The sequence below is a fragment of the Novosphingobium sp. ZN18A2 genome (assembly GCF_036784765.1).
GTDB lineage: Bacteria > Pseudomonadota > Alphaproteobacteria > Sphingomonadales > Sphingomonadaceae > Novosphingobium.
On the sequence record NZ_CP136651.1, the window covers coordinates 128,338 to 143,662 of the forward strand.

18 protein-coding genes and 1 tRNA gene are annotated in these 15,325 nt (G+C 65.8%); 8 read left to right on the top strand and 11 right to left on the bottom strand.

What is annotated here, in order from left to right; all coding sequences use genetic code 11:
- Positions 1-32: 32 nt before the first annotated feature.
- The gene (locus RXV95_RS00715) at positions 33-212 is read right to left on the bottom strand and encodes a hypothetical protein (protein ID WP_338467114.1); all 180 of its coding nucleotides are present in this window, start codon (positions 210-212) and stop codon (positions 33-35) included.
- A gap of 130 nt (positions 213-342) precedes the next feature.
- Between RXV95_RS00715 and RXV95_RS00720 the strand changes: the two genes are divergently transcribed.
- A tRNA-Thr gene (locus RXV95_RS00720) sits at positions 343-417 on the top strand.
- Positions 418-464: 47 nt separating this feature from the next.
- Here RXV95_RS00720 and RXV95_RS00725 read toward each other — a convergent pair.
- On the bottom strand, positions 465-755 hold the full coding sequence (locus RXV95_RS00725) for a GNAT family N-acetyltransferase (RefSeq protein WP_338467115.1): 291 nt from the start codon (positions 753-755) through the stop codon (positions 465-467).
- 53 nt (positions 756-808) lie between these two features.
- Here RXV95_RS00725 and RXV95_RS00730 point away from each other — a divergent pair, with 53 nt between their 5' ends.
- Positions 809-1,825, top strand: coding sequence for a beta-eliminating lyase-related protein (locus RXV95_RS00730; RefSeq protein ID WP_338467116.1), 1,017 nt, complete (start codon positions 809-811; stop codon positions 1,823-1,825).
- Complete coding sequence (locus RXV95_RS00735; protein ID WP_338467117.1) at positions 1,822-2,754, top strand: EamA family transporter; 933 nt, start codon at positions 1,822-1,824, stop codon at positions 2,752-2,754. Before RXV95_RS00730 ends, RXV95_RS00735 begins: the two co-directional genes overlap by 4 nt.
- On the opposite strand, the gene RXV95_RS00740 is transcribed toward RXV95_RS00735, so the two are convergent.
- Both RXV95_RS00740 and RXV95_RS00745 read right to left on the bottom strand, forming a co-directional pair.
- Complete coding sequence (locus RXV95_RS00740) at positions 2,664-3,509, bottom strand: SDR family NAD(P)-dependent oxidoreductase (protein ID WP_338467118.1); 846 nt, start codon at positions 3,507-3,509, stop codon at positions 2,664-2,666. The two genes, RXV95_RS00735 and RXV95_RS00740, sit on opposite strands and share 91 nt — an antisense overlap.
- A gap of 3 nt (positions 3,510-3,512) precedes the next feature.
- Positions 3,513-4,838, bottom strand: coding sequence for a M48 family metallopeptidase (locus tag RXV95_RS00745; protein ID WP_338467119.1), 1,326 nt, complete (start codon positions 4,836-4,838; stop codon positions 3,513-3,515).
- Positions 4,839-4,950: 112 nt separating this feature from the next.
- On the opposite strand from RXV95_RS00745, the gene pepN reads away from it, so the two are divergent.
- Positions 4,951-7,593 (top strand): aminopeptidase N, encoded by a 2,643-nt coding sequence (gene pepN, locus RXV95_RS00750; RefSeq protein ID WP_338467120.1) that lies wholly within the window; start codon positions 4,951-4,953, stop codon positions 7,591-7,593.
- Between the two features lie 7 nt (positions 7,594-7,600).
- Positions 7,601-8,368 carry a peptidoglycan editing factor PgeF gene (gene pgeF / locus RXV95_RS00755; protein ID WP_338467121.1) on the top strand — a complete coding sequence of 256 codons (768 nt, stop codon included), beginning with the start codon at positions 7,601-7,603 and terminating at the stop codon, positions 8,366-8,368.
- 127 nt (positions 8,369-8,495) lie between these two features.
- On the opposite strand, the gene RXV95_RS00760 is transcribed toward pgeF, so the two are convergent.
- The 4 genes from RXV95_RS00760 to galE form a co-directional block, all read right to left on the bottom strand.
- Positions 8,496-8,786 (bottom strand): GIY-YIG nuclease family protein, encoded by a 291-nt coding sequence (locus tag RXV95_RS00760; protein WP_338467122.1) that lies wholly within the window; start codon positions 8,784-8,786, stop codon positions 8,496-8,498.
- Positions 8,787-9,399: 613 nt separating this feature from the next.
- A complete protein-coding gene (locus RXV95_RS00765; protein ID WP_338467123.1) occupies positions 9,400-10,014 on the bottom strand; it encodes an HAD-IA family hydrolase in 615 nt (204 codons plus the stop codon).
- Positions 10,015-10,101: 87 nt separating this feature from the next.
- Positions 10,102-10,227: a type B 50S ribosomal protein L36 gene (ykgO, locus tag RXV95_RS00770; protein WP_004210176.1), complete on the bottom strand. Its 126-nt coding sequence runs from the start codon at positions 10,225-10,227 to the stop codon at positions 10,102-10,104.
- 156 nt (positions 10,228-10,383) lie between these two features.
- Positions 10,384-11,388, bottom strand: coding sequence for a UDP-glucose 4-epimerase GalE (gene galE / locus RXV95_RS00775; RefSeq protein ID WP_338467124.1), 1,005 nt, complete (start codon positions 11,386-11,388; stop codon positions 10,384-10,386).
- A 135-nt stretch (positions 11,389-11,523) separates the two neighbouring features.
- Here galE and RXV95_RS00780 point away from each other — a divergent pair, with 135 nt between their 5' ends.
- The 3 genes from RXV95_RS00780 to RXV95_RS00790 all read left to right on the top strand — a co-directional run bounded on the left by RXV95_RS00780 (position 11,524) and on the right by RXV95_RS00790 (position 13,539).
- Positions 11,524-12,120, top strand: coding sequence for a DUF4136 domain-containing protein (locus RXV95_RS00780; protein ID WP_338467125.1), 597 nt, complete (start codon positions 11,524-11,526; stop codon positions 12,118-12,120).
- A gap of 52 nt (positions 12,121-12,172) precedes the next feature.
- Positions 12,173-13,321: a M14-type cytosolic carboxypeptidase gene (locus tag RXV95_RS00785; RefSeq protein ID WP_338467126.1), complete on the top strand. Its 1,149-nt coding sequence runs from the start codon at positions 12,173-12,175 to the stop codon at positions 13,319-13,321.
- An 86-nt stretch (positions 13,322-13,407) separates the two neighbouring features.
- Positions 13,408-13,539: a hypothetical protein gene (locus RXV95_RS00790; protein WP_338467127.1), complete on the top strand. Its 132-nt coding sequence runs from the start codon at positions 13,408-13,410 to the stop codon at positions 13,537-13,539.
- Between the two features lie 58 nt (positions 13,540-13,597).
- On the opposite strand, the gene arsC is transcribed toward RXV95_RS00790, so the two are convergent.
- From arsC to RXV95_RS00805, 3 genes are read right to left on the bottom strand one after another with little or no spacing between them, the layout of a single operon-like run.
- Positions 13,598-13,942, bottom strand: coding sequence for an arsenate reductase (glutaredoxin) (gene arsC / locus RXV95_RS00795; RefSeq protein ID WP_338467128.1), 345 nt, complete (start codon positions 13,940-13,942; stop codon positions 13,598-13,600).
- The gene (locus RXV95_RS00800; RefSeq protein WP_338467129.1) at positions 13,939-14,490 is read right to left on the bottom strand and encodes a (2Fe-2S)-binding protein; all 552 of its coding nucleotides are present in this window, start codon (positions 14,488-14,490) and stop codon (positions 13,939-13,941) included. Before RXV95_RS00800 ends, arsC begins: the two co-directional genes overlap by 4 nt.
- Before the next feature lie 35 nt (positions 14,491-14,525).
- Positions 14,526-15,311, bottom strand: a complete 786-nt coding sequence (locus RXV95_RS00805; RefSeq protein WP_338467130.1) for a class II aldolase/adducin family protein — start codon at positions 15,309-15,311, stop codon at positions 14,526-14,528.
- Between the last annotated feature and the right edge of the window lie 14 nt (positions 15,312-15,325).

The following is a 15,325-nucleotide window of genomic DNA, read 5'->3' on the forward strand; positions in this document are numbered from 1 at the left end:
CGTGTGCGGGCTTTTGCCGGGACGCGGTGCCCCTAGCTGTCGCGCGGCGTTTTGGGAAGGCCCGGTTCGCCCGAATCAGCGGCATCCCCGGCCTTGCGGGCGGGCGCCATCGCGCGCGCCTGCGCCTTGCGGCGGCGCAGGTTGCCCCGCAGTTGCGCGGCAAGCCGTTCCTCGCGCGTCATGGCCTTGTCTTCACGCGTTCCGTCACTCATGCCTGCCCCTGTGCCGCGCCGCGCCGCGCGGGGCAAGCCCCGCTTGACAAAGACGCCCCGCACGGCCAATAGCGCGCCCCTGTCCGCCCCCGGCCCTTCGGCCGAACGCGGGCGGCTGCGGAAATGGTGTGCTGCTGTAGCTCAGTGGTAGAGCGCATCCTTGGTAAGGCTGAGGTCGGGAGTTCAATCCTCCCCAGCAGCACCATTTCCCGCTTCTTCCACCAGTCTTGCGATTTGCGACCGCGATAGCGCTCAGGCGTGAAGGTCCGCCCATTCGGGATGCCGCTTGAACAGCGCGGCGACATAGCTGCACTGCGGGTCTATCTTCCAGCCGGAGTCGCGCGCATCGGCAACCAGCGCCTTGACCAGCTCCGCCGCGACGCCGCGCCCGCCGATTTCGCGCGGCACGATGGTGTGATCGGCAACCAGCACTTCGCCCTTGCGCTGGTAGGTCAGGCGGCCGATCGCATGGTGCCCTTCAAGTCGCGCGTGGTATTCGCCCCGCGCGCCCTGGTCGAAGTGGGTTATGGTCAGGCCGTCCATTCTGCATTCTCCTTGCTTGACCCTGACAACGCCCGATCTAGAGGCGGTTTCCCATGAAGTTCTTTTCCGACAACGCCGCCGCCGTCCATCCCCGCGTATGGGAAGCGATGCAGGCCGCCGATTCGTCCGACAACGCCTATGACGGCGATGCCCTTTCGGCGAGACTCGATTCCGCCTTTTCGGACCTGTTCGGCACCGATTGCGCGGCTCTGTGGGTCGCCACCGGAACCGCGGCCAACTGCCTGGCGCTGGCCGCGATGTGCCCGCCGCACGGCGGCGTGGTGTGCCACCGCGAAGCGCATATCGAGATGGACGAAGGCGGCGCGCCCGGATTCTTCACCCACGGCGCCAAGCTGATGCCGGTGGACGGGGAAGGCGCCAAGGTAACGCCGCAGGCCATCGCCGCGCTCACCACCCCGATCCGAAACGACGTGCATCAGGTGCAGCCGCACGCGATCTCCATCACCCAGGCGACCGAATACGGGCAGGTCTATTCTGCAGGGGAAGTTGCCGCGCTGGGCACTTTCGCGCGTGAGCGCGAGCTGGGCCTGCACATGGACGGCGCGCGCTTTGCCAACGCGGTTGCGCATCTGGGCTGCACGCCGGGCGAGATCACCGCGCAGGCCGGTGTAACCGCGCTTTCGTTCGGCTGCGTCAAGAACGGCGGGATGAATGCCGAGGCGCTGGTGTTCTTCGACCCGGAACTGGCCGCGCTGACCCGGTATCGCCGCAAGCGTTCGGGCCACCTGCAATCGAAAGGCCGGTTCCTGGCCGCGCAGATCCTGGCGATGATCGAGGGCGAGCTCTGGCTGGACAACGCGCGCGCCGCAAATGCCGCCGCGCAAGAGATTGCCCGCGCCTGCGGCAACCGGCTGCTCCATCCGGTCCAGGCGAACGAGATTTTCGTCGCGCTTTCGCCCGCCGAAGCCGCTGCCCTGCGCGCGCAGGGATTCGACTTCTATGACTGGCCCGCGCCCGAAGGCCGCCCCGGCGCGGCGCGGCTGGTCACGGCGTGGAACAGCGATCCCGGCCATGTGGCCGCACTGGCGCAAGCCATAACCCGCCTATGACCGCCCCTTCCGCGCCCACCGCGCCCACCGCGGTCAGCTTCTGGCACGCCCGCACGGTGGTGCCCTTCATGCTGGTCGCCCTGATCTGGGGGTCCACCTGGCTGGTGATCAAGGACCAGGTCGGAACGGTCCCGCCCAGCTGGTCTGTCACCTGGCGCTTCATGCTGGCCGCTTGCGGGATGTTCGCGCTCGCCGCTGTCCGGCGCGATCCGCTGTGGCTTGGCGCGCGCGGGCTGCGCGTGGCGATGGCGGTTGGCATCCCGCTGTTCGCGCTGAATTTCCAGTTCGTCTATCGTGCCGAACAACACCTGACATCGGGCATCGTCGCGGTGATGTTCGCGCTGCTGCTGGTGCCGAACGCGCTGCTGGCGCGCACATTCCTGGGCCAGCCGGTGACGCGGCGGTTCCTTGGCGGTTCGGCTGTCGCCATCGCGGGCATCGCGCTGCTGCTGTGGCACGAATTCCGCGATGCGCCGCCCGAAGGGGGTATCGCGCTGGGCATCGTCTTCACACTGGTGGGCATCGGTTGCGCGTCGGTTTCGAATGTCGTCCAGGCGACGGGGCCGGCGCGCGATTATCCGATGACCACGCTGCTCGCCTGGGCAATGGCCTTCGGCGCGCTGGCTGACGTGGCCATCGCGTGGATGCTGGCCGGTCCGCCGCAAGTGGAATGGCGTGCGGGGTATTTCGCGGGAATCGCCTATCTGGCGCTGGTCGGTTCGGTGCTGACCTTCCCGCTCTATTTCGGGCTGGTGCGAACGCTGGGCGCGGGGCGCGCGGCCTATAACGGCGTGCTTGTGCCGGTGGTGGCGATGCTGCTTTCGACGCTTTTCGAAGGCTATCGCTGGACGCCGATCGCCGCATCGGGCGCGGCGCTGGCGCTGGTGGGGCTGGTGCTTGCGCTCAAGGCGCGCAACCCGGCGAAATAATCGGGATAGCGCAATCGCCAGCCCAGCAGGCGCTTTGCCCTGCCGTTCGCCACGCGCCGGTTTTCCGCATAGAAACCACGCGCCATGGGCGAAAGGCCAGCCTCATCCAGCGATTGCAAAGGCGGCAAGGGCTGCCCGGACAGGCGGCAGGCTTCCTCTACCAGCGCGTTCTGGCTGGCGGGCAGGTCGTCCGACAGGTTGTAAACGCCCGCCGGTCCGCCGAACGAGGCAATCACCCCGCCCGCGATGTCATCCACGTGGATGCGACTGAACACCTGCCCGGGCAGGTCGATCCGATGCGCGCGGCCTGCCGCGATGCGATCGAACACGTTGCGGCCCGGGCCATAGATGCCGGGCAGGCGGAACACGTTCACCCTGCTGTCGAGCGCCTGCCACGCGGCATCCGCTTCGGCGCGCGCGATGCGGCGGCCGGTTCCCGTGGGCGCGCTTTCATCCACCCATGCGCCACGCGCGTCGCCATAGACGCCGGTCGAGGAAAGATAGCCGATCCACTCCGCCCCGCAGCGCGCAATGTCCGCTCCGTATGCGTCAAGCACCGGATCGCCGCCGTCCCGCGCCGGCGGAACCGAAGAGAGGACGTGGCTCGCGCCCGCCAGGGCGGCGCGCACGGCATCGCGATCGGCAAAGTCCACGTCACCCGCGCTACCGGTGCCGGACACCGTCCAGCCCGCCGCCAGCAACCTGCGGGCAAGCACCTGTGCCGAATAGCCGAGACCGAAGACGAACAGCCGCAAGCGTCAATCTCCGCCGGCCCGATCGCCGAAGTCCTGCGGCATGGGCGGAGGCACCACCATCTGTGCGTTTTTCACGTGGTCCTTCTTCCACTGCATCGCCATGCGCACCCGCGTCGCGCCAGAGGGGTGGTCATAGAACAGCATCTCTTCAAGCGCGGAAGGCTCTATCTTGCGGTATTCGGACAGCTTCATCGCCACCGAGGCAAAGCCGTCCGGCTCGCGCGCCGCATTCAACCCGAAAGCATCGGCCTCGCTCTCGTCGATGCGGATCAGCGTGTTGGTCAGCGGGGTGGCCAGATAGAACAGCACGCCCGCGCAAATGCCCAGCACGGGAAGCGAGGCCGGGTCCGCCACGTCGCGCACGTTCCAGCGGTCCCCCCAGCGCGAGATCATCGCCGGGGCGATCCGCGCCGTCAGGAACAATACGCCGCCGAAAATCAGCGTCAGGAAAATCATGTTCCGCCACACGTGGCCCAGCACGTAGTGGCCCAGTTCGTGCCCCATCACCGCCGCGATCTCCTGCGGGGTCGACCGGTTCAGCAGGTTGTCGTTCAGGCTGATACGGATGGTCGGCCCGATGCCCGAAACGTTCGCCGAAATGCGCTTCGACTGTTTCGAAGCGTCGAACACATAGATGTGCTGCGCCGGAACGTGGTTGGCTTTCGCCATGGCCACGATCCGGTCCCGCACGGGGCCTTGCGGCAGTTCGGTATAATGGTTGAATAGCGGCGCGATATAGACCGGGCCAACCAGCATACCGAAGGCCATGAATGCAGCGATCACGCCCGTGCCCGCAATCCACCAGTTTCGCGGAAAACGGCGGATCACCACGTATATGATCGTGATCGCCAGCGTCCCGAATACCAACGCCAGCGCCCAGCTTATCGCCTGTTCGCCAAGCCAGCCGGCAAAGCCCAGGTTCATCAGCCCGTACTGCTTCTCGCGCACGAATGAGGCATAGATCGTCCACGGCAAGGCTATTACGATGCCCCAGGCGATATAGCAGGCGGCCGTTACGGCGGTGACGATGAAGCGCCGCTTCGAAAGCCGCTGTCCCAGGTTGCGGAACGCGGCCGACAGGCGGAAGCCCAGCGCCAGCCAGTCCACCAGCACGCCCACCAGCGTGCCCCACAACGCAATCCAGTACCCCCCGGTGAAATAGGCATCGGATTTCGCCCGCGCCGGGCCTTGCAGCGTATCCAGCCAGGCGCGCGTTGCCGCGTTTACGTCAAAATTGGGAGAGGCGGCGGCCGCATGGGCCAGCAAGGGCAGCGATAGCACGCCCGCCAGCACGATCACTCCGGTCGCGAATAGTCTCACGTGGCGCATGGCTGTTCCCCCACTGTCTTATCGTTGCAATACAGGTGAACGGTGCATCCGATCACTGTCAAGCGCACAATTGCCGTTTGCGGCGGCGGATTGCGCTCCTACATATCGGGTTATGAACGATATGTCCCAGCATCCCGCCGCCGCGGGCGCGACCGGCACGGCGCAGCCCGAAGCCCCCCGCACCATCCACCGCAAGGACTATCGCCCGCCCGCGTGGCTGGTGCCCGACATATCGCTGGATTTCGACCTGTCACTGAAGGCGGCGAAAGTCGTCGCCACGCTTTCGGTCGAAAAGAACGGGGACGACAGCACGATCCGCCTCGATGGAGACGACCTCTCGCTCGTCTCGCTGAAGGTTGACGGCAATCCGCACAACGACTGGCGGATGGACGGCAGCGACCTGGTGGTGGACCTGCCCGGCGACAGGCACGAACTGACCATCGAAACGCTGGTCGATCCGTCCGCCAACACCCAGCTTTCCGGGCTCTACGCATCGAACGGCCTGCTTTGCACCCAATGCGAGGCGGAAGGTTTCCGCCGCATCACCTTCTTCCCCGACCGGCCCGACGTGCTGAGCCGCTACAAGGTGCGGATGAAGGCCGACAAGGCAGCCTTCCCGGTGCTGCTGTCAAACGGCAACCCCGAAGCGGCGGGCGAAAACGCGGACGGCACGCACTGGGCCGAATGGCACGATCCCTGGCCCAAGCCGAGCTATCTGTTCGCGCTGGTCGCCGGGCAGCTCGTCGCCAACCGCGACACCTTCACGACGATGGGCGGCCGCAAGGTGAAGCTGGCGATCTGGGTGCGCGAGGGCGACGAGGGCCGCACCGGCCACGCCATGCGTTCGCTGAAGGATTCGATGAAGTGGGACGAGGATACCTACGGCCGCGAATACGATCTTGACGATTTCAACATTGTCGCGGTCAGCGATTTCAACGCCGGAGCCATGGAGAACAAGGGCCTCAACATCTTCAACACGCGCTATATCCTCGCCGATCCGGAAACCGCGACCGACGGCGATTTCGACGCGATCGAAGGCGTTGTCGCGCACGAATATTTCCACAACTGGTCGGGCGACCGGGTGACTTGCCGTGACTGGTTCCAGCTTTCGCTGAAGGAAGGCTTCACCGTGCTGCGCGACCAGCAGTTCAGCGCCGACATGGGTTCTGCCCCGGTGAAGCGGATAGAGGACGTGCGGATTTTGCGCGCGGCCCAGTTCCCAGAGGACTCCGGCCCGCTGGCACATCCGATCCGCCCCGATTCCTATCAGGAAATCAGCAACTTCTACACCGCGACCGTCTATAACAAGGGCGCCGAGGTGATCCGCATGATGACGGTCCTTGCCGGCACCGAAGCGTTCCGCAAGGGCACCGACCTCTACTTCGAGCGCCACGACGGCGAGGCTGCGACCTGCGAGGACTTCGTCAAGGCCATCGAGGACGGCGCGGGGCTGGACCTGACCCAGTTCCGCCGCTGGTACGAACAGGCGGGCACCCCGAAGATCGAAGTCGAGATGCAGCACGACGCGGCGTCGAAATCCGTCACGCTGACGCTGAAGCAGACCGTGCCGCCCACCCCCGGCCAGCCGGAAAAGCTGCCGATGGTGATCCCGCTGCGCGCCGCGCTGTTCGACCGGCAGACCGCGAAGCATCGCGGAGAGCAGCTGATCGTGCTCGACCGGGCGGAGCAGACGTTCGTCTTCACCGGGTTCGATACGCCGCCGGTGCTTTCGCTGAACCGCGGGTTCTCTGCCCCGGTCTCGATCGTCACGCCCACGCCCGACGACGACCTGGTGTTCCTTGCCGCGAACGACGACGATCCCTTCGCCCGCTATGAAGCGATGCAGCAACTGGTGGTCCAGCATCTCGTCGCCGCGGTGCTCGGCCAGCTGGACGATGGCGCCAAGGCGCGCGGCCGCGAAGCGATCGGCAAGGTGTTCTCCGCCGTTCTGGCGGACAGCGCGCTTGATGACCTGATGCGCGGCGAACTGCTGATCCTGCCCGGCGAAAGCTATCTGGCCGAACAACTGGCGGTAAATCAGCCGGGCCGGATCCGCGAGGAACGCGAGGCGCTGAAGGCGTGGCTGGGCGATACGCTGGGCGACGCGTTCCGCGCGCTGCACGATCGCTGCACCAAGGTGCCCTACAGCCTTTCCGCAGAGGCACGCGGCGCGCGCAAGCTGAAGACGCAGGCGCTGGTCTATCTTGCCGCCGCCGATCCGGCCGGAGCCGCCACCCGCGCCAAGGCGCAATACGACGCGGCCGATAACATGACGGACCGCCAGGGCGCGTTGATGGTGCTCTGCGGGCTCGATTGTGCCGAGCGCGAGGAAGCGCTGGCCGATTTCCACCAGCGGTTCGAAGGCAATGCGCTGGTGATCGACAAGTGGTTCTCGCTCCAGGCCGGGTCGCTCCACCCCAGGGTGATAGAGCACGTGCGCGAACTGGCGAAGAACCCCGAGTTCACCTTGACCAACCCCAACCGCGTGCGCTCGCTCTACATGGCTTTCGCGGTCAACACCGCAGGATTCCATGCCGAAAGCGGCGAGGGGTACCGGATCATCGCCGACCTGATCCTGGCGCTCGACCCGATCAACCCCAACACCGCCGCGCGCTTCGTCCCGCCACTTGGCCGCTGGCGCAAGATGGAGCCGGGCCGCGCCGCGAAGATGCGCGCGGAGCTGGAACGGATCGTCGCCGCACCCAAGCTTTCGCGCGACACGTTCGAGCAGGTCAGCCGCAGCCTGGAAGGTTGATGCGCGGATGAACGAACCGGTCGAGGTTCTCACCCACCCGTCGCTGGCGGGTGCCGCGCACGGTTTCCTGGGCAGGCGCGGCGGGGTGAGCGCGGGCATTCATGCGGGCATGAACGTCGGCTGGGGTTCGGACGACGAACGCGCGGCGATCACCGAAAACCGCGCGCGGGCCATCGCCGCCGTGCTGCCCGGCGCCGCGCTCGTCACCGTGCACCAGGTCCATTCGCCCACGTGCGTGACCGTAACCGGGCCCTGGGGCGACGATGCGCGCCCGCAGGCCGATGCGCTCGTCACCGACAGGCCGGGCCTGTTGATCGGCGTGTTGACCGCCGACTGTGCGCCGGTGCTGTTCCACGATGCGAAAGCCGGCGTGATCGGCGCGGCGCACGCGGGCTGGAAAGGCGCGATCGGCGGAGTGACGGACAGCACCATCGCGGCGATGGAGAAACTCGGCGCGACGCGCGCCGACATCGCCGCCGTCGTCGGCCCATGCATCGCGCAGGCAAGCTATGAAGTGGACGAGGGTTTCGAGCGGCGCTTTCAAGAACACGATCCCGCAAACGAACGCTTCTTCCGGCCCGGCAAGGCCGGCCACGCATGGTTCGACCTGGAAGGCTATGTCGCCGCGCGGCTGGCGGCGGCGGGTGTGGGCAGCGTGGCGATGCTGGGCGAGGATACCTATGCCCAGCCCGACCGCTTCTTCAGCTACCGCCGCGCCACGCACCGGGGCGAGCCGGGATACGGACGCGAGATTTCGGTTATCGGGCTGGAGTAGGGCGCCCGCCCCGCTGCGACCAGCACCGCCTGCGGCAGCGCAAGTCTAGCTCCCCTCCCGCTTGCGGGAGGGGTTGGGAAGCCGCTTCGCCCCCTTCGCCCGTCATCCCAGCGAAAGCTGGGATCGCTCACGGCAAGGCGAGATGTTCGAAGAGGTCGCTCCACTCCGGATTGGCATTTTCGATCAGTTCGATCTTCCATGCCCGTTTCCACGCTTTCAGCGCTTTCTCTCTGGCAATGGCGCCCTGAATGTCGGGATGCGGTTCGGCATAGACCAACCGGTCAAGGCCGTAGCGGCGGCAGAACGCGGAGCCGTTACCCGTGCGATGTTGCATGACACGAGCGGGCAAATCGGAAGTAACCCCGATATACAGAACGCCATCGCGCTTGTTGGCCATGATGTAGACCCAGCCGCCCACAGCAACTGGCCAGCACGGAGCCGACAGCGATCCCAGCTTCCGCTGGGATGACGGGTGCGGGAGGGGAAACGTCGGCAAAATCGGCGTTTCTGACGAGCCGCTTTCAGGGGGAAATTGCGCTTAGCTGGCATTTCGGCTTTCGGGGCGCTCGGGCGACGCGCTAAATAGCTGGAATGTTCGGGGAAGCGGACATTTTCGTTTTAAAATGGCGACCTACACGAGCCGCGTATCCCGGTGGCATTTGCTGCAGGTCTTAGCTGGCCACGGCACCGCCCATATGCCACGCGTAAATAGGGATGTTCCACAGTTGGGACATCGAAAAACCAGTAGAGAGGCCGCGCCATGGCCCAACCAAATTGCTCCAGCAAGCGGATAACCCATCGCTGCTGACCAAACGGGAAAGGTCACGAAGACCAACAGGGTCCAAAGAAGGAACCAGCGGGCCTTATTGTAAATCGACATGTCGCTTGTGTGCCTCACTGGATGCCCGCGATCAACGAACTAGGGCAATCGCATGAACGTCTGCAATGTCGGCGTCTCCGGAAAGTCCGGTTTCCGCGGAAAATCCCCGAAAGCGGCCAAAAGTCTTAAGGATGGAATTTGTCCACGCCGCCTAGACCAGTCCCCGCGCCGATAAATCCGCGCACAATGTCTCCGCGTCGGTAAAGTGGTGGACATGCCAGCCGCAGGCGGCGGCACTGGCGATGTTCGCGGCGTTATCGTCTATGAACAGCATTTCGCCCGGTTCATGCCCGAAGCGCCGCGCAGCCAGCGCGAAAATCGCCGGATCGGGCTTGGCGAGCTTTTCCTCGCCCGAAACGACGATGTCGCGGAAGCGGTCGAAGATCGGCTGCGTGGGGCGAAAGCGCGCCCACAGCGCGTCTCCGAAATTGGTGATCGCATAAAGCGGCACGCCGCGCGCGAAAAGCTGTTCCACCAGTTCGAAGCTGCCGGGCACCGGGCCGGGCACGGTTTCGTTGAAGCGTTCCGCCCAGGCGCGCACCAGATGGGCGTGGCCGGGGAATTCGGCGCTGCGCTGCGCAACCATCTCGCCTATGTCGCGGCCCCGGTCGTGCTGAAAGTGCCATTCCTCGGTGATGACGTTGGCCATCACCCAGTCCAGCTCGGCCCGGTCGGGCACCAGTTTGGAAAAGAGCGCGCGCATGTCCCACCGGACCAGCACGCGCCCCACATCGAACACCACGATTCGGGGCAGACCGTCAGGCATGGAAAAAGCCCCCGCGAAAACGGGGGCCTCCACAGACCGTCAGGCGGCCAAGAGGCTGAAAGCCCCCGCCGATGCGGGGGCGGGCCATCAGCCCTGGCGCGCCTTGAAGCGGCGGTTCGTCTTGTTGATCACATAGGTCCGGCCACGACGGCGGATAACGCGGTTGTCGCGGTGGCGGCCCTTGAGCGACTTGAGGCTGTTGCGAATCTTCATCTCGAATCCATCCTGCCCGAAACGACCGGGCGCAAAAACAAGGCTGCGCCGTTAAGGGTGCTGCCAGGGAAAGTCAACCGAAAGCCCCCGGCCTCTGCCACCGGACTGCCGGTCCACGCGGCCGGTTGGCATGATCCGGCGTATGCGGCGAACGTGTCAGGCTTCCGCGCGGATATCGGTCAGCCTGCGTTCCCATTGCAAGGCGTGGGCCACGATCGTGTCGAGATCGGCATATTGCGGCTGCCACGGCAGCGTCGCCCTGATGCGGCTGTTGTCGGAGACGAGCGAATCGGGGTCGCCCGCGCGGCGCGGTTCCATCCGGCGCTCGATCGCGGCGTTCGTCACTCGGTCGACCGCGTCGAGCACTTCCAGCACGGAGAACCCGCGACCATAGCCGCAGTTCATGGTCAGCGACCGGGCGGGCTGCGCAATCAGTGCTTCCAGCGCAAGCACGTGCGCGTTCGCAAGGTCCGATACGTGGATATAGTCGCGCACCCCGGTGCCGTCGGGCGTGTCGTAATCGGTGCCGAACACGCTGACATGGCTCCGCTTGCCCAGCGCGGCTTCCACCGCAACCTTGATGAGGTGCGTGGCCCCGGCGGTCGATTGCCCGGTGCGCGCCTGCGGGTCCGCCCCCGCCACGTTGAAATAACGCAGCGCGCAAAAGTTGAGCGGGTGCGCCTTCGCCGTGTCGCCCAGCATGATCTCGGTCATCAGCTTGGACATGCCATAGGGGTTGATCGGCTGCTTCGGGCTGTCCTCTGTCACCGGCGATACTTCGGGGATGCCGTATGTCGCCGCGGTAGAGCTGAAGATGAAGTGCGGCACGCCCGCCTCCACCGCCGCGGCAATCAGCGCGCGGCTCTTCGCGGTGTTGTTGTGATAGTATTTCAGCGGGTTCTCTACCGATTCGGGCACGATGATCGACCCGGCGAAGTGCATCACCGCGCGCGTGCCCTGTTCGGCGAAGATCCGCGCAAGCAGCGCGCCATCCTCTATATCGCCTTCATAGAACGGCACGCCTTCGGGAACGGCAAAGCGAAAGCCCGTGGTCAGGTTGTCAATCACCGCGACAGGCCAGCCCGCGTCCTTCAACGCAAGCACCGCGTGGCTGCCGATATAGCCGGCGCCGCCGGTAACGAGGACGGGGACCGTGGTCATGGAAAAGACATGCTCCCTGAATCGGACCGCTGCGGCGCAACGGCAAATTTCATAAGACCTTGCGCACCCGTTCATCGGGCGGCAACAGGCGCGGGCCTAGCGCGAAAGGCTGTAAACGTCATGAGTTTCGATCCGATGAACCGAGCATTCCTTTTGCCGCTGGCCCTACTGGCCGCCGCGCCGCTTCCGGCGCAGGCAAGAAGCGACGTCACGGTGGCCAGCTTCCGCGCCGCCGACGCCGAAGGCGTGCTGGGCCACGGCGGCATCGTCGCCTCGTCCGATCCGGCGGACAGCGGGCTGGAAAGCCGGCTGCCGGTCTATGAACACGCGGTGATGGATGCGCTGGGCCGCATCGGATACCAGGTGGGCGCGGAAGAAACCGGACGCGGACAGGTTGCAGAGATTACGGTCAGCCATCACGAAGTCCGCCCGCCGGAGCCGCCGCACAAGCCGGTGAGCGGCGCGATGAGCACGATGTTCTCCAATCGCGGATCGGGCGTGGGCCTTGCGCTCAACATAGACCTCAGCAAGCCGAAGGGCGCGCTGGTGGCGACGAAACTGGAAGTGCGCATCCGCGACCGCGCCAGCGGAAAGGTGCTGTGGGAAGGCCGCGCCGAAACGGCGACGACCGAAAAGGACGGAGACCTCGACCACGGCAAGATCGCCGACCGGCTGGTAACCGCGCTGTTCAAAGGCTTTCCCGAAGCCGCGCAGGTGGTGACGCAGGACTGATGGCCGGCGCGCGGGGTTTCGCTTCGCCGCGCGGGCGCCTATCTCCACTTGCATGACAGCAGACAGCACCCCCATCCGCATCGATACCGCATTCGATTCCGGCAATATCGAAGTCCTTTCCATAGACGGCGCCAGTGCACGCCTTGCGATCCGCAAGGACAACGGGTCCGATTTCGCGCAATGGTTCCATTTCCGCGTAACCGGCGCGGCCGGGCGCGCGCTGGACCTGAAGATCACCGGGCTGGGCCATTCCGCCTATCCGGAAGGCTGGCCGGGCTATCGCGCGTGCTTTTCCGAAGACCGCGACTACTGGGGCCGCGCCGCCACCACGTGGGACAAGGATGCCGACGGCGGAACGCTGACCATCCGCCACACGCCCGAAAGCGGCGTTGCCTGGTTTGCCTATTTCGCGCCCTATTCGATGGAGCGGCACCACGATCTGATTGCCGAAACCGCTGCGTGCGAAGGCGTGGAATACCGGTGCCTGGGCACCACGCTTGACGGGCAGCCGATCGATTGCCTGGAAATGGGCGAAGGCAAGACGCAGGTCTGGCTCTATGCGCGCCAGCATCCGGGCGAAACGATGGCCGAATGGTGGATGGAAGGCGCGCTGGAAATGCTGACCGACCCGGCCGATCCCCACGCGCGCAGCCTGCGCGCGAAGTGCCGGTTCCACATCGTGCCCAACATGAACCCGGACGGATCGCGGCGCGGGCACTTGCGCACCAATGCCATCGGCGTGAACCTGAACCGCGAATGGGACACGCCCACCGCCGCCAAATCGCCCGAAGTGCTGTGCGTGCGCGACGCGATGGATGCCACCGGCGTCGATTTCGCGATGGACGTGCATGGCGACGAAGCGATCCCCGCGGTGTTCCTGGCCGGGTTCGACGGCATCCCTTCGCTGACCGAGGCACAGGGCGCGGCCTATACCCGCTATCGCAAGATACTCGAGCGGCGCACGCCCGACTTCCAGACGAAGCGCGGCTATCCCATCGCGCGGCCGGGCAAGGCCAACCTCTCCATGTCGACCAACCAGGTGGCCGAACGCTTCGGATGCCTGGCGATGACGCTGGAAATGCCGTTCAAGGACAACGACGACCTGCCCGATCCCGCGCAGGGATGGAGCCCGGAACGCTGCCGCCTTCTGGCACGCGAATGCCTGGCGTCGCTTAACGAGTTGCTGTCGGACGAAGCATAGCGCCCCGCGCCGGGCGGAGCGGAATTTGCCGCGCGCTGCCCGGCGTCTTTACGATCCGTTAACCGGAACGGGCGCATTGCTGGCACATGAGCCACGCGATCGCCCTGCTGCACCTGCCGGACCTTCCCGAAGGAAGCGTCGAAGGCGTGCTGCGCGCCGCCGTTATCGGCTTCTGCGCGCTGGCACTGGCGTTCGCCGGGCATTCCCTGCCCTTCTGATCGCGCCATTGCGGCCCCGATGCCGCGGCGCGCGGGAAGCGGGCCTTAGGGTCAGAGCCTAAAGTATTTCCTGCACCTTTTCCTTGGGCCGGCACAGGCGCACGCCCTTGTCGGTTTCCACCAGCGGGCGTTCGATCAGGATCGGTTCCGCCGCCATTGCCGCCAGCACCGCTGCATCGCTCGCTTGCGGAAGGCCGCGCTCTGCCGCGTCGGTGCCCTTCAGGCGCAGGCCCTGCTGCGGCGTGATCCCCGCATCGCGATAGAGCTGGGCCAGCTTTTCCGCGGCTGGCGGGGTCTTAAGGTATTCGACCACCGTAACCTCTACGCCCGGCGTCTCTTCCAGGATTGCCAGCGTATTGCGCGAGGTGCCGCACTTCGGGTTGTGCCAGATGGTGGCCTTCACTTCGTATCTCCTTGTTCGCTGCCCAGCGCGGGCACGGTGCGCGCCGCTTCGGCCGGGCGGATGCCGGGCGCGGGGACCGGCGGTATCGTGTCTTCGCCGCGCATCGCCCGTCCCGCGCGCTGCACGGCGCGCACCAGCCGGGGATAGACACCGCAGCGGCACATGTTGGTGAGCGCGGCCTTTATCTGGTCTTCGGACGGATCGGCATTCTGCGCCAGCAGCGCCGCCGCCGCCATCACCATGCCCGGCGTGCAGAAACCGCACTGGATCGCCTGTTCGGCGACGAAGGCCTGCTGCACCGGATGGCTGCGATCGGGCGAAAGCGCCTCGATCGTGGTGACGGAGCGCCCCTCCATCTCGCCAAGCGACAGCAGGCACGCTTTCGCCGCCTCGCCATCCACGATCACCGTGCAGGCGCCGCAATCGCCATTGCCGCAGCCATACTTGGTGCCCGTCAGGTTCGATGCGTCGCGCAGCGCCCACAGCAGGGGCGTATCGTCGGGCAGGCGATACTGCACCGGCTGGTCGTTGACGATGAAGCGCGACATGGTGCGCCTGCGCCTAGTGCGTCAGCGCCCGCGCATCAATCCCGCCAGCTGCGGTCGACCGCATCCACCTTGCGCACCCAGGCATCGAAATCCGCCTCGCCCGGCGCCTTGCCGGGCACGCCGCCTTGCGAAAGATCGCGTTGGTGAACGTCGATCACGTCCTGCGAAATGCGGATCGGATTGCCCATCGAAAGCGTGGCGACCTGGATTTCGCAGGCGCGCTGAAGGCTCCACATCTGCACGAACATTTCCGGCAACGCGCGCGCCAGAACAACCGGCCCGTGGTTGCGCAGCATCAGGATGCGGTTGTTGCCAAGGTTCTTCTGCAACCGCTCGCCCTCTTCCGCGCGCACGGTGATGCCTTCGAAATCGTGATAGCCCAGCCGCCCCTGGAAGTTGCAGGCATAGAAGCTGATCGGCATCAGCCCTTCCTCGTGGCTGCACACCGCCATCGTCGCCGTGGTGTGGACGTGGCAGATCGCGTGCGCCCAATCGAGGTTGCGGTGGAAATAGCTGTGCTGGACGAAGCCCGCCTTGTTCACCGGATAGGGGCTGCCGTCCAGCGTGTTCCCGTCGATATCGATCTTGACGAGGTTTGACGCGCAGACTTCGGAATAGAGCAGGCCGAAGGGGTTGATAAGGAAGGCGTTGTCTTCCCCCGGCACGCGGACCGAGATGTGGTTGTAGATCGATTCGGACCAGCCCATCAGGTCGAAGATGCGATAGCACGCGGCAAGCTGCTGGCGCGCCTGCCATTCGGCATCGCTGCAATCGAGGTTGCGCCCCCGGTGTTCGGCATGCTCCGCAAGCTGGGTAGCCATCTTTCTCTCCGCGT